Raw genomic sequence first — 18,925 nt, 5'->3', positions numbered from 1 at the left:
GCCAAGCTCCTATCCCATCGATAGCAGCCTTTCAATCCGCGAGGGTCTTCACCTAATGCCCGATACTTACCCACGCTCGAACCTTGCGGCGATCGACGCCGCGCACCACCTGCATCCTTTCGCCGACATGAAGAAGCTGAACGCCGAAGGCACGCGCATCATCCAGCGCGGCGAGGGCGTCCACATCTTCGACAATCGCGGCAGGAAATATCTCGACGGTTTCGCCGGCCTCTGGTGCGTCAATATCGGCTATGGCCGCCGGGAGATCACTGACGCCGTCGCAAGGCAGATGAACGAGCTGCCCTATTACAACACCTTCTTCGGCACGAGTTCGGCGCCGGCGACGCTGCTAGCGCAGAGGGTCACCTCTCATGCCGGAGAACGTTTCAATCATATCTTCTTCACCGGATCCGGCTCGGAGGCGAACGACACCTGGTTCCGCATGGCCCGCGTCTACTGGAGCGCCGTCGGCAAGCCGTTGAAGAAGATCGTGATCGCCAGGAAGAACGGCTATCACGGTTCCACCGTCGCCGGCGCCAGCCTCGGCGGCATGAAATATATGCACGAGCAGGGCGACCTGCCGATCCCAGGCATCGTCCATATCGGCCAGCCATACTGGTACGGCGAGGGCGGCGATCTCTCGCCTGCTGAATTCGGCCTCAAGGTTGCCCGCGAGCTCGAGGCGAAGATCGACGAGCTGGGTGAGGAGAATGTTGCGGCCTTCGTCGCCGAGCCGGTGCAGGGCGCTGCCGGCGTCATCATCCCGCCGGAGACCTACTGGCCGGAGATCGACCGCATCTGCAAGGTGCGCAATATCCTGCTGGTGACGGACGAGGTGATCTGCGGTTTCGGCCGTCTCGGCGCCTGGTTCGGCCACCAGCATTTCGGCGTCGAGCCCGATCTCGCGCCGATCGCCAAAGGGCTGTCCTCCGGCTACCTGCCGATCGGCGGCGTCCTCGTCAGCGACCGCATCGCCGATGTGCTGATCAACGAGGTCGGCGAGTTCAATCACGGCTTCACCTATTCAGGCCACCCGGTCTGCGCCGCCGCCGCCCTCGAAAACCTGCGCATCATCGAGGAGGAGAAACTGGTCGAGCGCGTGCGCGACGATATCGGCCCCTATTTCGGCAAGGCCTGGGCGGCGCTCGCCGACCATGATCTGGTCGGCGAGGCCGAGAGTATCGGCCTGATGGGCGGCCTGCAGCTTGCCGCCGACAAGAGCACGCGCACCCGTTTCGACAAGCCCGATCAGATCGGGGCCCTGGTGCGCAACCACGCGCTCGCCAACAGCCTCGTGCTGCGGGCCACCGGCGACCGCATGCTGGCCTCGCCACCGCTCGTCATCAGCCATGCGGAGGTGGACGAGATGGCAAGGATTACCAGGCTGGCGCTGGATTTGGCCTGGAAGGAGCTGAAATCGTGACTGCGGTCAGTTCGGCTGGTTGATCCAGGCATAGCCGAAACGGTAGCTGTCATCGCCGCGCCTGTAGAAATAGGGCACGTCGATCACCGAAGCCCCAGGCGCGGAGGCGCCGAGATTGGCTTGGAGCCATTGAGCCATGGCCGGCGGGAGTGCTTCGCTGCCGCCCTTCGGCGGTATCAGCCAGACGAGAAGAAGCGGTCGTCGGCCGGTCAGATCCGGATGGAAGCCGGGATAATCGACGGACAAGACCGGCACGCCGGGAATATCCTGCCTGAGATTGCCGGCAAGCAGGCTGTCGCCGGCAAGGATCGCCATCGGCTCGGCCTGTTTGCGCAAGCTTTCCAGCATCGTGGCATAGGGCCTGTTCAATCGTTCGTAATGACCGGTGAAGCGTGCCGCCGCGACACTGCCGTAAAGGGCGGCCGGCACGCCGATCATGATGATGGCGACGGCGACCATGAAACGCTGGAAGGCCCGGCCTGTCGTGACGCTGGCGGCCTCGATCTTCAGGCAGAAATAGAGCGGCAGGATGAAGAGCATCGGCACCAGCCAGCGGTCCTTGATGCCGGCCGCACCGCCGAAGACGATCAGAAACAAAATGCCGATGAGGAAGACGAGCATCATCCGCCCGATGAGCCGCGTCCATTCCGAGCCGGCGGTGAGCGCCTGACGAAGAGCCTTGCCGAAGACGATGGCGAAGACGGCCACCGTCAATCCGGCAAAGCTGATGATGGCGAGAACAAGCGAGCTGACCCCCATGGTGACCTGCATGAGATAGCTCGCATCGCCGCTCGCGGTCATCTTCTCCAGCGTGCGGGCGGTGGCGAAATCGAGATTGTCCTTCAGCCAGAAGAGATGCGGCAGGACGATGATAAGCGCCACGACAGCCGTCAGTACCAGCCGATTATCGAAGATCCGCGGCCGCAGGCGCGCATCCGCCAGCGCGGCAATCAGCGCTGCCGCCGGCAGGATGGCGAAATTGTATTTGGCCAGCAGGCCGAAGCCGATGCCGATGCCGGCGATCAGATAGGAGGCAAGGCTTGGCTGCTTCAGGCTGCGGATGAAGCCGTAGAAGAAGATGCTGGCCGAGAAGAACACCGCGACCGTATGCGTGAGGTCGCGCTGCATCTCGAAAGCCATCTGCGGGATGGTCAGCAGCCCCAGTGTTGATATCGCCACCAGCGCCTTGTCGCGCAGGAGAAGGCGCGCGGTCAGGCCGTAGAGCAGGTAGGACATAAACAGCAGAAGGTTTTTCACCACCGAAAGTGCGGCAAGCGAGACGCCTGTAAGTTGGAAGACGGTGTATTGCAGCCAGTTGTAGAAGGGCGGCTGCGGGCCGTAGCCGGCCGCAAGCCATTGCGAGCGGAAGGCCTGTTCGGCCTCGTCAAGATCGAGCGAATGCGAGGTCGCCAGCCGCACGCCGATCTGAAGCACGAAATAGGCGGCCAGCAGGAGGAAAATCCAGCGGATGTCGCGGCTGTCGGTCTCGGTCATCTATCTGATCCCCGGCTGAACCCAGGCATAGCCCAGCGCGAAATTGTCGCCCTGGCGGCCGAAATAATAGGGAAGCGACAGCGAGCCTATCTCCTGCGGTGCGATGCCCGCCGTTGCCAATGCCGATGAAAATCGTTCCGGCATGACCGCATCGGCGGCCGTCGCCGTCTTCTTGCCGCGCCAGACGACGAGCACCGGTCCCTTCGCCTCGGCATAGGCGGGAATGCCCGGTGCCGGAAAATCCGGGATGACCACCGGCACATCGGGAAATTGCAGCCGCATGTTTCCGCCGATATAGGTGTCGGAGGCGATCACCAGCGCCGGTTCCGCCTGCCGCGTCATTTCGCGGGAAAGGCCCGCCATCGGCACGTTCGGCCTGCTGTAGACGCCGATCACCCCGGCGCCGACGACACGCAGGCCGAGTGCGATCAGCACGCAGGCCATCAGCACCGGCAGCACCGGCCGGAGGCGCCGCAGCCCGGCGGAAAGGGCGATGCGGGCCGCCTGCATCTTCGCCAGGAAATAAATCGGCAGCACCAGCAGGAACGGGTCGAGCCAGCGCTCCCGCACAGTGGTGGAACCGGTGAAGAGCACGATGAGAACGATGCCGGCAAGGCTTGCGAGCATCATCCGCTCCATCATCCCGGTCCAGCGATTGCCGGCCGAAAGAGCACGGACAAAATCCCGGCGGAAGGTGGCGGCAAAGATGGCGACCGGCAGGGCCGCAAAGGCGATGATGGCGACGACAAAGGCGATGAGGCCTTTGCCGGCTCGCGCGATGCCGGGCGGTTCGTTGCCGGCCGCCATCTTCACCAAAGTATCGGAGGAGGCGAATGCGAGATTGTCCCGCAGCCAGATCGCGTGCGGCAGTATGATCAAGAGCGCGGTGGCGATCGCCGCCAGCATGCGCCAGTCGAACGCCCTGCGCCGCCATTCGGCATCCGGCAGGATAGCGATCAAGGCGGCGGCTGGCATCAGCGCGAAATTATATTTCGAGATCAGCCCGATGCCTGTGGCAAGCCCGAGCAGTAGATAGCTGCCGATATCGGGCCGGTCGAGGGTGCGGAAGAAACCGTAGAGAAATAATGCGCTGGCAAAGAGCAGCGCCGTTGTGTGGGTCAGATCCTGCTGCGCCATAAAGGAGACCTGGGGCAGGGTGATCAGCGCCAGCATGGCGATGGCGGCAAGCGCCTGGTCCTTCAAGGCTTCGCGCCCGGCAAGGCCGTAAAAAAGGTAGCACAGGAACAGCAGGATGTTCTTGGGCACGATCAGTGCGCCGATCGACATGCCCGTCACCGAAACGACGGCATATTGCATCCAGTTGTAGAAGGGCGGCTGCGGGCCGTAGCCCGCCAGCAGATATTGCGAGAAGAAAGATTGCTCTGCCTCGTCGAGCTCCAGCGAATGCGGAAGCGCGATGCGCAGCACGATGTTGAGCACGAAATAAGCCGCAAGCAGCAGGCCCGCGGTTTTGATCGTCCTCGTCGCGCGCTCCAGCATCGTGCTGCCGGCTTAAGCTTGGCTTCGATCGTCGAAGATCTGCCGCACGATATAATTCGGAGAGGCGTCGTCGCGGTAATAGGTGCGCGCGATCATCTCCGCCAGGATGCCGGTGGTGATCATCTGCACCGACGATAGCAGCAGCACGACGCCGACCATCAGCATCGGGCGCGTGCCGATGTCATTGCCCATGATGAACTTGTCGAAGCCGAGATAGAGGAGGATCAGCATGGCGACCGCGCCGAGGCCGAGACCCAGCGAGCCGAAGAAATGCCCGGGCCGCGCCTTGTAGCGCATGAAGAACATCACCGACAGCAGGTCGAGGATGACGCGGAAGGTGCGCGAAATGCCGTATTTCGAAACACCGTGTTCGCGGGCGTGGTGGGTGACGGCCATCTCGCCGATACGCGAGCTCGGGACGACGCCGGCCACCCAGGCCGGGATGAAGCGGTGCATTTCGCCCATCAGCTTCACCTGCTTGATGATCGAGGCACGGTAGATCTTCAGGCTGCAGCCGTAATCGTGCAGCTTGACGCCGGTGATGCGGCCGATCAGGTAGTTGGCGCACCAGGAGGGAATCTTGCGCAAGAACAGGCCGTCCTTGCGGTTCTTGCGCCATCCCACAAGGAGGTCGAGTTCACGCCGTTCCAATTCGGCGACCATCGAAGGAATGTCCTTCGGATCGTTCTGCAGGTCGCCGTCCATCGTTGCGATCAGGCGGCCCTGGGCGGTGTCGATACCGGCCTGCATGGCGGCAGTCTGGCCGAAGTTGCGCTGCAGCTCGACGATCCTGAGCGTCAGCCCATCGCGTCCGACGAATTTGCGGGCGTTGACGAGCGTCGCATCCGTGCTGCCATCGTCGATGAGGATCAGCTCCCAGCGATGGGGATAGCCGGCCATCGCAGCCACGACACGCTCGACGAGCGGACCGACGCTTTCCTCTTCGTTGAAAATGGGCACGACCAGCGACAGCTCGAGCGATTGTACCGGATCATTCGTACCGCGCATGGGCTCAACGGTTGTCTGCAACTTTCATCTCCAAAAGGCCGGACGGCCAGGCAATCCTTACTGCCGCCGCCGCGCTTGCGGAAGGCTAGTACATGAAGTGTCCACCGGTTGCCAGCGGGCAATGCCGGTTTCCCCGCAATCGGCTGACCTGTGGGAACGCTATTTCGCGCCCCCCTCTACCCAGGAATAACCGATGGAGAAACTGCGTTTGCCGTCACCGAAGAGATAGGGCAGCGTCAGCGTGTTCAACTCCTGCAGATGAATGCCCGATCTCACCAGATCGTTGGCAAAACCGGGGGAGATTGTCGGGTCCTCGGCGGTCTCGCCGCGCCAGATAACCAGCACCGGCCCCTTCGCGGTCGCATATTCGGGAACCCCGGAGCCTGGGAAGAACGGTATCACCACCGGAACATCGGGTAGTTGAAGCCTCATATTGCCGGCGACGAACTTTGTCCCAGCCACGATGAGAACCGGCTTGCGGGTCGCGGTCAGTTCGGCGACGTAGCCGGCAAAGGGGACGTTCGTTCTCGTATAGGTGCCGATGTATTGAATGCCGATGATCCGGAAGAGAAGGATCGACAGGATGATGACCATGAACACCGGCACGACGGGTCGGAAGCGCGCAAGGCCGGCGGAAAGATCGAGATCTGCGGTTTTCAGTTTCAGGAACAGATAGATCGGCAGGACGAGCAGACAGGGGTCAAGCCAGCGCTCGTGGATATCGCTTGCGCCGGCGACGAGGATCACGCCGACGAAAGCGAGCAGGCTGACGAGCATCATCCGCTCGACCACCCGGATCATCGGGCTGGACGAGGAGAGCGCGCGAAAGAAATCCCGCCGGAAGGCGGCGGCAAGAAGAACGATCGGCAATGCGACGAAGCCGAGGACGGCGATGATGAGAGATAACAGGCCTTGCCCGATGCGGGGGATGCCGGCAGGCGCCACATGTTCGGCGGTCATCCGCTCCAGCGTCGGCGCAGAGGCGCTGAGGAGATTGTCGGGCAGCCAGAGCGCATGCGGCAGCACGATCAGAATGGCGACGACGATCGCCGGCAGCAAACGCCAGTCGATGAGACGGCTGCGCCACTCCCGATCCGGCAGCACGGCGATGAAGGCTGCGGCCGGCAGGATGGCGAAATTATATTTCGAGATCAGCCCGATGCCGGTGGCGATGCCGATGACGAGGAAGCTTGTCATCGTCGGCTGGCGCAGCGTGCGGAAAAAACCGAAGAGGAAGAGCGAGGTCGCAAACAAGAGCGCGACGGTATGGGTCAACTCGCGCTGCGCCATCAGACCCACCTGCGGCAGCGTAATCAGGCTCAGCATGGCGACGGCTGCGAGCGAACGGTTCTTCAGCACCTCGCGGGCGGCAAGTCCGTAGAACACATAGCAACCGAAGAGAATGATGTTCTTGGGAACCGAGAGCCCCCACATCGATATGCCGGTCACCGAAACGATGGCATATTGTATCCAGTTGTAGAAGGGCGGCTGCGGGCCGTAGCCGGCAAGCAGGTATTGTGAGTAGAAGGATTGCTCAGCCTCGTCGAGATCGAGCGTATGCGGCAAGGCAATGCGAAGCGCGATATTGAGCAGGAAATAGGCTGCCAGAAAAAGGCTCGCGCTCGGAATGCTTCTGGTAATCCGCTCCAACATCGATCTCCACGTCAAGCCGGCAAGGCGAGTGATTTACCGGTCAGCGCTCGGATCGTCGGCAGGGAAGCGGCTTCGCCGCCATCGCCCCATCAACTCCGCCGTTGTGCGCAACCGTCATTTCTCCTAAAAGGCCTGGCGAACGGGGCCGATGCCGACGCCAAGCGAGGAATGCCTACTACATGAAGAGTTCGATCGTTGAAAGCCGGCAATCCTGGTTTATGCGCAATCGCATGACGGTGCTGACGGTCGTCATTGTCGCAGCCTATGCCCTCTTCATCCAATGGTTCTGGGGTTGGCCTGTCATTATCCGGCAGTGGGCCGACGTCGGTGCCGGCCCGGTGATCGGCGCACTGGTGCTGTTGACGAGCACCTATTTCCTGCGCACCTGGCGCATCTATGATTACTTTCCGAAGGAGACGGCCGGCCGGTTCGCGGTCCTCTTCCGCGTCACTCAGATCCACAACCTGTTGAATATCATGCTGCCCTTCCGCACCGGCGAGACCAGTTTTCCGCTGCTGATGCGCTCGGAGTTCGGCATTCCGCTGACGCGTGCGACCTCGGCACTCCTGGTCATGCGGCTGCTCGACCTGCACGCGCTTGTCGCCGCCGCCGGCATCGGTTTTGCCGTTGCCTCCGCCGATCCGATCGTTGCCTGGTCGCTCTGGACCGGCTTTCTGCTGCTGCCGGTCGCAGCCTTTGCCGCCCGCAAGCCGCTGCTGCGCCTCGCCGCCAGGCTGCTGCCGGAAAAGGCGCAGAAATTCGTCGCCGAGATCGAAAACGGTTTGCCGCTCGATGCCGTCGCCTTTGCCCGCGCCTGGGCGATGACCATCGTCAACTGGCTGGTGAAGGTCATGGTGCTGGCCTGGGCTCTCGGCCTGATGGGCGTGCTGCCGATGGCGGCAAGCTTCGGCGGTGCGCTCGGCGGCGAGCTTTCCTCCGTGCTGCCGGTCCATGCGCCGGGCGGCGTCGGCACCTATCCGGCCGGCATCACCGCCGGCGCCATTGCTCTCGGGGCTTCGAGCGAGCGGCTGGCCCTGGCCGCGTTGGCCCAAGCGAGCGTCAACGCCCACCTGCTGATCATCGTCTCGGCGCTCACCGGCACGGCGATCTCACTGCCGCTCGGGCGTCGCGGCAAGCTCTGAAATCCGTTTTCTGAGAAATGCCTGCTCCGGCTCCTGCCGGCAGAGCGACAGCGCTTTCTCATAGGCTGCGATCGCCTCCTGCCGCCGGCCGAGGCGGCGCAGGAAATCGGCGCGCGCCGAATGGGCGAGATGATAGGTCTGCAGCTCCCGGCGTTCCAGAATGGCATCGATCAGTTCCAGCCCCTTCGCCGGCCCCTCCGCCATCGCGATCGCCACGGCCCGGTTGAGTTCGACGATCGGGGAGGGCTGGGCCGCCAGAAGCAGATCGTAATAGAAAGCAATCCGCCGCCAGTCGGTCTCGTCCGCAACGGGGGCCCTCGCGTGCTCGGCGGCGATCGCCGCCTGCAGTGTATACGTGCCGATCTCTCCCGCTCTCATGGCTTCGGCAAGCAGCGCCAGGCCTTCCGCAATCTTCGCATGATCCCAGAGCGAGCGGTTCTGATCGGCAAGCAGCACCAGCGCCCCCCGCCCGCTGTTGCGGGCGGCGCGGCGGGACTCCTGCAGTAGCATCAGCGCCAGCAGGCCGGAGACGTCGGGATGCGGCAGCAGCGCCAGAAGCAGCCGCGCCAGACGTATAGCCTCTGCGGTCAGATCGGCACGGACCACGTCTTCGCCCGAAGAAGCGGAATAGCCCTCGTTGAAGACGAGGTAGATCACGTGCAGCACCTGGTCGAGCCGCTGCGGCAGCGCCTCGTGGCCCGGCACCTCGTAGGGGATCTTCTCCGCCCGGATCCTGCCTTTGGCGCGGACGATCCGCTGGGCGACCGTTGGCGCCGGAACGAGGAAGGCATGGGCAATTTCTTCGGTGGTCAGTCCGCAGACTTCCCGAAGCGCCATTGCCATCTGAGCATCGGCCGGAATGGCGGGATGGCAGCAGGTGAAGATCAGCCGCAGCATATCGTCTTCGATCGGTTCCATGTCGCCGATGTAAGTTGCTTCAGGCGTATAGAGGCTGTCCTCGATGTGATGCTGGGAAGCATCGAAACGCGCCCGCCGCCGGATCGTGTCGATTGCCTTGAAGCGGCCCGCCGAGACCAGCCAGGCGAAAGGGTTGCCGGGAATGCCGTCCGCCGGCCATGTCCGCGCCGCCGCCGCAAAGGCGTCGTGGAGCGCTTCCTCGGCCCGGTCGAAATCGCCGAGCAGGCGGATCAGCGTCGCCAGCACCCGCCGAGACTGTGTACGGTAGATCTCCTCGATCACGTTTTCCAATCTGGCACCTCAGTCCGGCAGCGTCAGCATCCGCACGGGTCGCAGCTCGACCGCGCCGAAGCGCGCCGAGGGGATCCGCCCGGCAATTTCTTTTGCCGCCGCCATGTCGGGCGCCTCGATGACGTAGAAGCCAGCCAGATGCTCTTTCGTCTCGACATAGGGGCCATCGGTTGAAGACAGCGCATTGTTTCGGACACGCAGCACGGTCGCCTTGTCGGGCATTTCGAGCGCATCGGCATGGATCATGATGCCGTCGCGACGCAGTTCCTCGTCGAAGGCGAAATGCGCTTTGATGAGTTCATCGGTTTCATCAGGTGTCAGCGTGCCGTCGGTATCGGCGCAATTGTAGATCAGGCAGATGTAGCGCATGCCTATCTCCCATCCTGAATGGAATAGGCCGGGCGCACTTCGATCGAGCAATATTTGAGGATGGGAAAACTGGACGCGATGGTCTTCGCCTCCTCGATATTCCCGGCTTCGATCAACACAAAACCGCCGAGATGCTCTTTGATTTCGGCAAACGGGCCATCGGTCGCGGAGACTTCGCCATTGCGCAGGCGGACCGTGATCGCCGTCGACGGCTCATGCAAGGCAAACGCCGCCTGCAGATGACCGCTCTCGCGCCAGCGATTGTCGCTGGCGATGCACTCCTGTGTGAGCGCATCCCATTCGCTCTGAGGGACCAGTTTGCTTTTTTCCGTGTCGAACCAGATCTGGCATAGAAACTTCATTGATACCTCCTCATTGAGCTGCGAATTCGTGGATGGGCCGCACCTCGATCGCGCCGAGCCTGGCAAGCGGGATGCCGGCGGCAATGCGGATCGCATCGTTGAGGTCCTTAGCATCGATGAGGATGAAGCCGCCGAGCGCCTCCTTGGTCTCGACGAAGGGACCGTCCGTTACCGACATTTCGCCGCTGCGCATCCGGACCGTCACTGCCGATTTTGGCGGCTGCAGCGCCTGGGCGACGATCATGTTCCCGCTTCCGGCGAGGTCCTTGTCGTAGCTCAGCGAATTCGCGTCGAGCTCGGCCTTCTCTTCTTTCGTCATGGCGTCGAGTATCGCGCCGTCGAACCATACCTGACAGAGATATTTCATCGCAGAAAGCCTCCTTTGCCGTGTTCCATACGCCTGGACGAACGACCTCCGTGCATTTCGACAGCGCCGGAAAGAATTCTTGTGCCGGTCAGCTGTCGAAATCGCAAGGCAGCACTCGACAACGCTTCATCGAAACCTGTCGAGGAGGACGGCAATGAGCATTCTTGAAATCGCGCTGGCAAGCCAGATCTGGGCACGCCGCCATGAAAAGCGTCAGTCGGAGTTCGACGAAAGCGACGGGCTGAAGATTCTCCAGCGCACCGCTTTCGCCTTCGTCGCCTTCACCCTGCTGATAGCAGGGCTGAATGCCGCCGCCGGCAGACCGCAGATGCTTGCGGATCACCCAGCACCTGTTGTGGCGGGACGGTGAGGAAACGGCCTATTGGAAGGCGGTTTCGAAGAAGCTGCGCAGTTTGCGCGAATGGAGGGCTTCCGTCGGCATGGCGGCAAGCTTCTGCACGGCGCGGATGCCGATCTGCAGATGCTGGTTGACCTGCGTGCGGTAGAAGGCCGTCGCCATGCCCGGCAGCTTCAATTCGCCGTGCAGCGGCTTGTCGGAGACACAGAGCAGCGTGCCGTAGGGCACGCGGAAGCGGAAGCCGTTGGCGGCGATCGTCGCCGATTCCATGTCGAGCGCGATCGCGCGCGCCTGCGAGAGCCGCTTCACCGGCCCGCGCTGGTCGCGCAGTTCCCAGTTGCGGTTGTCGATCGTCCCCACGGTGCCGGTGCGCATGATGCGCTTCAGCTCGAAGCCCTCGTAACCGGTGATTTCGGCAACGGCTGCCTCCAGCGCCACCTGTACTTCGGCGAGCGCCGGGATCGGCACCCAGACCGGCAGGTCGTCGTCGAGAACATGGTCCTCGCGCATATAGGCATGGGCAAGCACATAGTCGCCCAGCCGCTGGCTGTTGCGCAGGCCGGCGCAATGGCCGAGCATCAGCCAGGCGTGCGGGCGCAGCACCGCGACGTGGTCGGTGATCGTCTTGGCGTTGGAGGGGCCGACGCCGATATTGATCATGGTGATCCCGGCATGGCCCTTCTTCTTCAAATGGTAGGCCGGCATCTGTGGCAGGCGGGTAAGTGCGGCATCCGTTTCCGGCGCCATCGAGCCGGGCAGGGTGACGATGTTGCCGGGCTCGACGAAAGCGGTGTAACCGTCGCCGCCCTCTGCCATCAGCTTGCGCGCCCAGCTGCAGAATTCGTCGATATAGAACTGGTAGTTCGTAAACAGCACGAAATTCTGGAAATGCTCGGCATGCGTCGCAGTATAATGCGACAGACGGGCAAGCGAATAGTCGATGCGTTGCGCGGTGAACGGCGCAAGCGGCGAGGGCTCTCCCGGCGGCGGGATATATTCGCCATTGGCGATCTCGTCGTCGGTGGTGTTGAGATCGGGCGTGTCGAAAATATCGCGCATCGGAATGTCGATAAAGGCGTTGGTCGATGCCTCGACATGCGCACCCTCGCCGAAGGCGAAGTGCAAGGGGATCGGCGTCGCTGATTCCGAGACGATGACCGGAACATTGTGGCTCTTCACCAGGAGCGCCAGCTGCTCCTTCAAATAATGCTTGAAGAGCTTCGGTCGGGTGACCGTCGTTGTATAGATGCCCGGTGCCGTGACGTGGCCGTAGGAAAGGCGCGAATCGACGTGGCCGAAGCTTGTCGTCTCGATGCTGACCTGGGGATAGAAAGCACGGTAGCGCGAGGAGATCGGAGCGCCTTGCGCAAGCTCGGAGAAGCTCTTGATCAGGAACGCCGTATTGCGCTCGTAAAGCGCCGTCAGCGCTTCCACCGCCTTGGCGGGATCATCAAAGCTCTGAGGCTGGAAAGGAGGTGGCGAAGATATGTCGAGAGGCGACAAAGGGGAGATTCGTTTGTTCATGACGCATTATAGAGAGTTGTTTTTGACAAGCAAACGACGCGCGCCGGCGGAATCCGATTATTTTATCCTCCTTGGTGTCGGTTAGCGTCACTGCACCGATGGCGCGCAGAAAGTGCCGTTTCGCTCCAGGCAGGTATAGCTCGCCCCAAAATGCGACTGTGCGCCACCGCCGCCATTATGCACCACCACCGCCGAAAACGTGATCGCGAAGATCGCCGCAAACAGTGTGATAATGCTGAACCGTCTTGCCAGAATATACATGTCCATCGCCGTTGCCCCCGATACGCAACTCTATCGTGATAAGAGTTTTGCCATGGGGCGGCTGAACGAGTGCTGAGACGCCGGTTCATCCACCGTTCACCTTGCGGGGCACGCTCGGGGCTGGATTGGGGGAGAATTTACGAGGGTTTGCCAAGCCACGCTCAACGTGTTCGGCATTGCCGGATCGCCCGGGCGAGGGGTGGGAAAGGCCGCGGGGATGCCGGTGCATCGGCATCCCCGCGTCCGATGATCGTCGTCCAGCTGCCTTATGCGCTCAGAGCCGCGTCCAGGTCTGTGACTTGCAGAGCACTTTCATCACGCAGCCCTGCATCCTCAGCGAATTGCCGGAAATCTTGCCCGAGCCGCTATAGGTCTTGTCGGCGGCCGGGTCGGTGATCTCTCCGGCATAGCTGCCGCCGGTTCCCGCAAGCGTGCCGATCTTCCGGCCGGCATATTTACCGGTCTTCAACGTCACGCAATAACTGCCACCACAGGAGACGATCATTGCCGTATCGCCGGCCGCTGTCTTCCAGTTGCCGATGATCGGCTCTTCAGCATGGGCGACGCCCGCGATTATCGCTATGGCGCTGGCGAGAACGAAGCTGCGGATCATCTTTTCCTCCATGATGTCCCTGATCGGGCGCGAAAATAACTGACGCGAACGTAAAGGTAAATATGCGTGGTCATTTTCCGTGCCAATGCCTGTCGACCGGAAGTGTGCAGCGGTTCCGGGATAACGACATGCATAAAAACAACAAGCTAAAGCGCGTTGCATGAATCAAATTCGATGCGACGAGCTTTAGAGGCGGAAAAACTGCTGAGAAAAAGTCCGCTGCGGCGGCCTTTTAAAATATCGGCTGATGATTTCATGATGAACGATCCCTTTATTTTCAGATCTGAATCTTTCGTAAAATTCGAGCGAAAGTCCTTAAGCTGCAAGGCATCTGATGTTTAACAAAAACCCAAATTTACCAAGCATTTGCACTTTGTTTGTCTAGAATTAATCATGGATTTTAGGCGTTTTTTGAAAGCCGTTCGGCATAGTGAACCCATCAAACGAGCGGGGCAAACCCGCCGGACCGCAAGGGCCGCAAGCCGCAATAGACGGCAAGGCCCGGAGGTAAAACAGGGTAAGTCATAAACAGGCTAACAGGGATAAAACCGATGGCACGCTTTGAAATGCACAATGCTGAAACGGCCACCATGGGTGGCGACAACAGCGCCGATGTCTTCTGTGAAATGGGTCTGATGTATGCGACCGGCCGCGGCTGCGAAGTCGATCTCGTCGCAGCCCACAAATGGCTGAACATCGCCGCAATCAAGGGCAACGACCGCGCCGCCGAGCTTCGTGCGGATGTGGCCGCCGCCATGGACAAGATGCAGATCGTGGCAGCGCTGCGCGCCGCCCGAGAGTGGATGACGGTCCACTGAACCTATCCTGCCGACATGGTGGGAATAGATATAAGAACCTCGGAACGAGGGGAGCCGGCAGGGCGCCTTCAACAGGCCCGACGCCAGGAGAACGGAACCGCGGCCGGATCCTCCACCGGCCGCGGTTCTTGTTGTGTCACATCAAAGAGTGAGCATGATGCCCGAAAACCGCTGACGCTTTTCGGGCATCACGCTTCATCAGCCGATCTGCTTCAGCACCTGCGGCAGTGCGTTTTCGAACAGGGCCATATCCGGCTCCGGCCCGACGCTGACGCGAATGCAGCGATCGAGTGGCGCCACGCCGGGCATGCGGATGAAAACCCCGCGTTCCATCAGCCCGTCGACGATCGCCCGCGCGTAGGCGCCGTCCCGGCCGGCGTCGATCGCCACAAAATTCGTTGCCGAGGGCAGGGGCTCAAACCCGTTAGCCCGGGCAATGCCGCCGATTCGCTCCCGCGCCGCCTGGATTTTCCCGACCACTTCGGCGAGGTAGGCCTGGTCCTTGAGAGCGGCGAGTGCCGCCGCCGTCGCCAGCCGGTTCATGCCGAAATGATTGCGGATCTTGTCGAAAGCCTGCGCCGTTCCGGCTGTCGAGATCGCGTAGCCGGTGCGTGAGCCGGCCAGTCCGTAGGCCTTGGAGAAGGTGCGGGTGCGAACGACGTTCGGCAGCTCGATCAGCGAGGCGATCGACGGCAGCGACCCTGCCGGCCCCGTTTCGCTATAGGCCTCGTCGAGCACCATCAGCGTCGTCTCGGGCAGCGCCCGGGCGAAAGCGACGATCTTGTCTGAATCCCACCAGCTTCCCATCGGATTGTCGGGATTGGCGAAATAGACGAGCGGCGCGTTCTCACGCTTGACGGCATCGAGCAAGCCGTCGAGATCCTCGCGGTCGTTAGCGTAGGGAACGGTCACAAGCCGGCCGCCGAAGCCGGCAACGTGGAAATTGAAGGTCGGATAGGCGCCGAGCGAGGTGACGACGGGCGCGCCGGGTTCGATCACCAGCCGGACGATCTGGCCGAGCAACTCGTCGATGCCGCTGCCGATGGCGATATTGGCGGCCGGGACGCCGAGATGGTCTCCAAGCGCTTGCCGGAGCGCGAAATTCTCCGGGTCATTGTATTTCCAGATATTGCCAGCCTCCTCGCGCATCGCTGCAAACACCGAAGGAGCGGGACCGAAGCCGTTCTCATTGGCGCCGATGCGAGCCGAAACGGCAAACCCGCGCTGGCGCTCGATCGCCTCGGGACCGACGAAAGGAACTGTGGAGGGCAGGGCGCGGGCAAGAGGCGTGAAGCGCGAAAAGGCGGACATGCGAAGGCGGTTTCCCGGATATATTGATGATCGGCGCAACAATAGGCCCGGGCATCGCCGACGCAAGCAAGATTATTTCTGCAGCCAGCCTGTTTACGCGCGGAAGATCGGCGCCCGCCGGGCGGCGATTGCTTCCATGTTGCCGACAAGGAAATCAGTGCGGACGACGCGGCGCAGAACCTCGGGATCCATGATATTGATGAACCGCACCCCGATGCGTTCCTTGTGCCGGTAGACCTCGGCGCAGCCGATCCGGTAGGCGAGGCCGAGAATGTTGAGATAATAATGTTTTGGCAGGCCGGCGGTGGTCGACACGATGAACGTAGCGCCGCCTTGGGAGATATCGATGATCTCGGCGCTTCGCATCGAGACGCCGGTGAGGCAGGGCCGGACGGCGACGATACGGGCTGGCCGCTTGACGCTGAATTCTTCCCAGCGCTGGTCGTAGACAGCGGATTTGACCGTGGCAAGGTGTGTGGCGCGGAGCATAGACATTCACATTCTCCGTCAGTCAGGACGCATTTGGGGTCTTCATCACAAGCAAGCGGGTCTTGATCACAAGCGAGCGGTCTTGATCACGATCAAGCGGGGTCTTGATCACGATGAAGGTCACATGAATGTTTTGCACATTCGTCAAGGATAAAATTACAATTTTAACGAGTTCAAACTTTGTTCCCAAGCGGGACGCCCCGATGTTCGTTATCGGGACGCGGGCATTCATCTGCACATCTCGTTTCAACCAAGAATTCTGACGGCAAAATATCCGCCGACGGCAGTCAGCATCGTCAGCAACGTGCCCCAGGCCATGTCGATGAGGCTCATCGTGAGCGGCCAGTTGCGAAGCGTTACGAGATTGATGATGTCGTAAGTGCCATAGGCCGCCAGTCCCAGAATGGCACCGTGGAGAAGGGCCGTGCCGATCGAGCCCGCCGATAATGCCGGCAGCACCGCAAGCACAACCACCGCGGCGGCAAAGAATAGATAGAACAGCGCGGCGACTGCAAGATTGGGCGAGGGCAACATCAGCGCTCCCAGCTGGTCGCGATAGAAATTGCGCGCCACAACGCCAAGCCATATCCCGTCGCAGACGAGAAGGGTGAGAAAGGTGCCGGCATAAGCACACAATGCTGTCTTCATAGTCGATCTCCGAACCTGCCATTCTACGCAGCAAAGGCCGATCGGATCGCTGTCCGATCGATTTCGCGGCAATTTTTGCGAACTCTTTCAATGGCCGGGCGTTCTGCCTTGATCGATGAAGCACGGCGCGCTTCAAATGACGACAGCGAGGAGTTGAAAATGACCAACGTCAAAATCCCCTGGGAATCATGGGTCGTGGTCTGCGACGGAGCCAAGGCTTTGATCATGCAGAATGCTGGCGACGCTCAGCTGATGAACCTGAAGGTGCTTGAAACCCTGACGCAGCCGAGCGCGCCGGATCGCGAGATTGGCGCCGATAAGCCGGGCCGGACCCATGCCGCAGACGGCTTGAGCGGCAGCGCTGTCGAGGAGACCAGTTGGCAGGATCAGGCCGAAGCCGAATTTTTGAAAGAGGTGGCGGAAAAGCTCGACGAGCTGGTGCAGAAGAAGAACGCCCGTCGCATCGTTATCGTTGCCCCGCCGAAGGCACTCGGCACATTGCGGCCGGCGCTCCGTGCCGACACCCAGGCCGCGATTACCGCTGAGGTGGCAAAGGATTATACCAATATGCCGGTGGACGAGATCGAGCGGCATCTCGCTGCCTAAGGGCAAGTCGATCTCCCAGACATTCAAAACAAGGCGATAGGGGAAACGCGGGTCTGACGGCCCGCGTTTTCGCTTTATATCGCCGGCCTCTGCCCGGCAAACAGGTCTTCATGATCGGCAAACAGCGCTGCCAGGCGGTCGATGACGATCCTGACCTCCGGCCGCTGCCTCTCGTCGTCATGCGCGACGATCCACATATCGTAGGTCAGCGCGTCGATGAGAGGCCCGGCGCGGACGAGCTTGCGGTCCTGATCTCCGATAAAACAGGGAAGCACGCCGCGGCCGGCGCCGCCGCGGATCAGATGAAACAGCATATGCGGCGTGTTCGTCCAACTGGTGATCCAATAGTCCGGCTGTTCGAACGTCCATTTGTCCGCCGGCGTGACGGCGGCATCGGTGCCGAGCGAGATCCAGTTGCAGTTGGCCGCGTCATAATCCGCTGCCTGGTAAGCCGCATGCGCCACCTTGACCGAGCGGCGGATCGCGACGTTGCCGCTGTCCGGCCGGGTGTGGCCAACGGCGATATGCGCCTCGCGATAGGTGAAGTCGACGCCTGTATCGCAGGTCTTGTAGCACATGCGGAAGCTGTCTTTCTGTGTCCAGACGCTGGCGAGATGATCGGCGATGAAGCGCGAGGTCCAGCTGTCGGCGGCCGTCGAGACGATCGGCAGTGTCAGCACCTCTCCGCGCCAGTCGGAGATCGCCCGCGCCGCATCCTGCATCAGCCGCACGCGGTCGAGCAGTTCCTGCCCATCTTTCGCCAGCAGATAACCGGTGGGACCGCGGCTGAACAGCGATCGGCCCGTTACCCGTTCAAGCGCCAGCATGCGCCGGCCGATCGTCGGCGCACTGAGGCCGGTGCGCGCGGCTGCCGCCGAAAGCCCGCCGCCCGTCGCGACATGGAAGAAAAGCTGCAGATCGTCCCAGCTCGCATCTTTCATGGATGAAAACCCCCTTTCCCCAGCGCCTCTACATCGGAGAGGCGTGAAGGCCTAGCTCAAGTGCTCCAGCAATAGATGGAGGATGAAGCAATGCTTCTCAACTGGATCGTTCTGTTCGAGGAAGTGGAAGCCCGCAATCGCCGCATGCGCCGCGATCCCATGGCCGACCCGCTCGATGGCCCGGAATGGCGCGGCCTTCTCTGGATCATTCCGATCATGGCTTATCTGGCCTCGAGAAGAGGCGAGACGAGGAGACCGCGCCGCCACAAGGCGCAGGTTGGACGAAGCCTCAGGTTTCGAAGCTCAGCCGCAGCACGTGGTGCAGGAATTCCGGATTGAGCAGCATGTTGAAGCTGACCGTCACCCATTCGCCTTCGCGCTTGACCATGGTCGCGCCGATCTCGTCATGGATGCCGAGGATTTCGAGGAAGAAATGGCTCGGCATTTCCAGGTTCGGGCTGACTTCGAGCAGTGCGCCGGCAAGCGTGATCGTGCGGATCAGGCAGCGCACCTGCGTTCCGGTGCTGAGGTGATGGCCGACGAAGATGATATTGCCGGGCCTGTCGAGCTTGAATTCCCTGTAAGCACGTTCCGGCTTGGGGTGTTCTGTGTCGAGGTGCATCTGAAAGGCCCTTTTAGCCTCCGCTTGTTCTACCATGGGATATTAGTTGAAGAATGCTGACGATTGCTGAAGAACATCGTTAAGATTGAATGCTTATTGGGGACTTGCGGGAAAATCGCACCGATTTCGGGCAGTTTTGCCCCAAATTTGTTCATGCCCGGCGCATATCGGCCATTGTTGACATATCGGTGGCCTTCGCGCATACAA

General features: G+C 61.5%; 23 protein-coding genes. 6 read left to right on the top strand and 17 right to left on the bottom strand.

The features are described from left to right. The first annotated feature begins 55 nt into the window (after window positions 1-55). Complete coding sequence (locus tag ACS4RS_RS00970; RefSeq protein WP_439009100.1) at window positions 56-1,423, top strand: aminotransferase; 1,368 nt, start codon at window positions 56-58, stop codon at window positions 1,421-1,423. A gap of 6 nt (window positions 1,424-1,429) precedes the next feature. Here the strand turns inward: ACS4RS_RS00970 and ACS4RS_RS00965 are convergent, their stop codons facing one another. The 4 genes from ACS4RS_RS00965 to ACS4RS_RS00950 form a co-directional block, all read right to left on the bottom strand. After that, a complete protein-coding gene (locus tag ACS4RS_RS00965; protein ID WP_439009101.1) occupies window positions 1,430-2,917 on the bottom strand; it encodes a glycosyltransferase family 39 protein in 1,488 nt (495 codons plus the stop codon). Then, window positions 2,918-4,417 carry a glycosyltransferase family 39 protein gene (locus tag ACS4RS_RS00960; protein ID WP_439009102.1) on the bottom strand — a complete coding sequence of 500 codons (1,500 nt, stop codon included), beginning with the start codon at window positions 4,415-4,417 and terminating at the stop codon, window positions 2,918-2,920. It abuts the gene before it with no gap. A gap of 12 nt (window positions 4,418-4,429) precedes the next feature. After that, on the bottom strand, window positions 4,430-5,446 hold the full coding sequence (locus ACS4RS_RS00955) for a glycosyltransferase (protein ID WP_439009103.1): 1,017 nt from the start codon (window positions 5,444-5,446) through the stop codon (window positions 4,430-4,432). 138 nt (window positions 5,447-5,584) lie between these two features. Then, a complete protein-coding gene (locus ACS4RS_RS00950) occupies window positions 5,585-7,078 on the bottom strand; it encodes an ArnT family glycosyltransferase (RefSeq protein ID WP_449313837.1) in 1,494 nt (497 codons plus the stop codon). A 179-nt stretch (window positions 7,079-7,257) separates the two neighbouring features. Here ACS4RS_RS00950 and ACS4RS_RS00945 point away from each other — a divergent pair, with 179 nt between their 5' ends. Then, entirely contained in the window at window positions 7,258-8,220 is a 963-nt protein-coding gene (locus ACS4RS_RS00945) for a lysylphosphatidylglycerol synthase domain-containing protein (RefSeq protein ID WP_439009104.1), read from the top strand. On the opposite strand, the gene ACS4RS_RS00940 is transcribed toward ACS4RS_RS00945, so the two are convergent. Genes ACS4RS_RS00940 through ACS4RS_RS00925 form a run of 4 tightly spaced genes read right to left on the bottom strand, consistent with a single transcriptional unit; the run spans window position 8,188 to window position 10,527 of the window. Beyond that, window positions 8,188-9,429, bottom strand: coding sequence for a DUF6596 domain-containing protein (locus tag ACS4RS_RS00940; protein ID WP_439009105.1), 1,242 nt, complete (start codon window positions 9,427-9,429; stop codon window positions 8,188-8,190). The genes ACS4RS_RS00945 and ACS4RS_RS00940 overlap by 33 nt on opposite strands. 9 nt (window positions 9,430-9,438) lie before the next feature. Continuing rightward, window positions 9,439-9,798 (bottom strand): YciI family protein, encoded by a 360-nt coding sequence (locus tag ACS4RS_RS00935; protein ID WP_439009106.1) that lies wholly within the window; start codon window positions 9,796-9,798, stop codon window positions 9,439-9,441. A gap of 2 nt (window positions 9,799-9,800) precedes the next feature. Beyond that, window positions 9,801-10,160, bottom strand: coding sequence for a YciI family protein (locus tag ACS4RS_RS00930; protein WP_439009107.1), 360 nt, complete (start codon window positions 10,158-10,160; stop codon window positions 9,801-9,803). A gap of 10 nt (window positions 10,161-10,170) precedes the next feature. Next, window positions 10,171-10,527: a YciI family protein gene (locus tag ACS4RS_RS00925; protein ID WP_439009108.1), complete on the bottom strand. Its 357-nt coding sequence runs from the start codon at window positions 10,525-10,527 to the stop codon at window positions 10,171-10,173. Window positions 10,528-10,681: 154 nt separating this feature from the next. Between ACS4RS_RS00925 and ACS4RS_RS00920 the strand changes: the two genes are divergently transcribed. Then, on the top strand, window positions 10,682-10,897 hold the full coding sequence (locus ACS4RS_RS00920; RefSeq protein ID WP_439009109.1) for a hypothetical protein: 216 nt from the start codon (window positions 10,682-10,684) through the stop codon (window positions 10,895-10,897). A 9-nt stretch (window positions 10,898-10,906) separates the two neighbouring features. Here ACS4RS_RS00920 and ACS4RS_RS00915 read toward each other — a convergent pair whose 3' ends face one another. The 3 genes from ACS4RS_RS00915 to ACS4RS_RS00905 form a co-directional block, all read right to left on the bottom strand. Further along, window positions 10,907-12,409, bottom strand: a complete 1,503-nt coding sequence (locus ACS4RS_RS00915) for an AMP nucleosidase (RefSeq protein WP_449313836.1) — start codon at window positions 12,407-12,409, stop codon at window positions 10,907-10,909. Window positions 12,410-12,496: 87 nt separating this feature from the next. Beyond that, entirely contained in the window at window positions 12,497-12,676 is a 180-nt protein-coding gene (locus ACS4RS_RS00910; RefSeq protein ID WP_164010299.1) for a hypothetical protein, read from the bottom strand. A gap of 268 nt (window positions 12,677-12,944) precedes the next feature. Beyond that, window positions 12,945-13,283, bottom strand: a complete 339-nt coding sequence (locus ACS4RS_RS00905) for a DUF2147 domain-containing protein (protein ID WP_439009110.1) — start codon at window positions 13,281-13,283, stop codon at window positions 12,945-12,947. A 551-nt stretch (window positions 13,284-13,834) separates the two neighbouring features. Between ACS4RS_RS00905 and ACS4RS_RS00900 the strand changes: the two genes are divergently transcribed. Beyond that, a complete protein-coding gene (locus ACS4RS_RS00900) occupies window positions 13,835-14,101 on the top strand; it encodes an SEL1-like repeat protein (RefSeq protein WP_003569238.1) in 267 nt (88 codons plus the stop codon). Window positions 14,102-14,299: 198 nt separating this feature from the next. Here ACS4RS_RS00900 and ACS4RS_RS00895 read toward each other — a convergent pair whose 3' ends face one another. The 4 genes from ACS4RS_RS00895 to ACS4RS_RS00880 form a co-directional block, all read right to left on the bottom strand. Then, a complete protein-coding gene (locus tag ACS4RS_RS00895) occupies window positions 14,300-15,412 on the bottom strand; it encodes a pyridoxal phosphate-dependent aminotransferase (protein ID WP_439009111.1) in 1,113 nt (370 codons plus the stop codon). 93 nt (window positions 15,413-15,505) lie between these two features. Continuing rightward, on the bottom strand, window positions 15,506-15,907 hold the full coding sequence (locus ACS4RS_RS00890; RefSeq protein ID WP_439009112.1) for a PilZ domain-containing protein: 402 nt from the start codon (window positions 15,905-15,907) through the stop codon (window positions 15,506-15,508). A 16-nt stretch (window positions 15,908-15,923) separates the two neighbouring features. Continuing rightward, the gene (locus ACS4RS_RS00885; RefSeq protein WP_449313835.1) at window positions 15,924-16,133 is read right to left on the bottom strand and encodes a hypothetical protein; all 210 of its coding nucleotides are present in this window, start codon (window positions 16,131-16,133) and stop codon (window positions 15,924-15,926) included. 14 nt (window positions 16,134-16,147) lie between these two features. Beyond that, the gene (locus ACS4RS_RS00880; protein ID WP_439009114.1) at window positions 16,148-16,549 is read right to left on the bottom strand and encodes a DUF2177 family protein; all 402 of its coding nucleotides are present in this window, start codon (window positions 16,547-16,549) and stop codon (window positions 16,148-16,150) included. A gap of 159 nt (window positions 16,550-16,708) precedes the next feature. On the opposite strand from ACS4RS_RS00880, the gene ACS4RS_RS00875 reads away from it, so the two are divergent. Next, complete coding sequence (locus ACS4RS_RS00875) at window positions 16,709-17,155, top strand: baeRF12 domain-containing protein (RefSeq protein WP_439009115.1); 447 nt, start codon at window positions 16,709-16,711, stop codon at window positions 17,153-17,155. A 74-nt stretch (window positions 17,156-17,229) separates the two neighbouring features. Here the strand turns inward: ACS4RS_RS00875 and ACS4RS_RS00870 are convergent, their stop codons facing one another. After that, entirely contained in the window at window positions 17,230-18,096 is an 867-nt protein-coding gene (locus ACS4RS_RS00870) for a LysR family transcriptional regulator (RefSeq protein ID WP_439009116.1), read from the bottom strand. A 90-nt stretch (window positions 18,097-18,186) separates the two neighbouring features. Between ACS4RS_RS00870 and ACS4RS_RS00865 the strand changes: the two genes are divergently transcribed. Beyond that, the gene (locus ACS4RS_RS00865; protein WP_439009117.1) at window positions 18,187-18,435 is read left to right on the top strand and encodes a hypothetical protein; all 249 of its coding nucleotides are present in this window, start codon (window positions 18,187-18,189) and stop codon (window positions 18,433-18,435) included. Here the strand turns inward: ACS4RS_RS00865 and ACS4RS_RS00860 are convergent. Next, a complete protein-coding gene (locus ACS4RS_RS00860) occupies window positions 18,386-18,718 on the bottom strand; it encodes a hypothetical protein (protein ID WP_439009118.1) in 333 nt (110 codons plus the stop codon). The two genes, ACS4RS_RS00865 and ACS4RS_RS00860, sit on opposite strands and share 50 nt — an antisense overlap. Between the last annotated feature and the right edge of the window lie 207 nt (window positions 18,719-18,925).

It is taken from the genome of Rhizobium sp. F40D2 (genome assembly GCF_051810745.2).
In the GTDB taxonomy this organism is placed as follows: domain Bacteria; phylum Pseudomonadota; class Alphaproteobacteria; order Rhizobiales; family Rhizobiaceae; genus Rhizobium.
The sequence above is the reverse complement of the archived record's forward strand: the minus strand, read 5'-3'. Positions and strand labels throughout refer to the sequence as shown.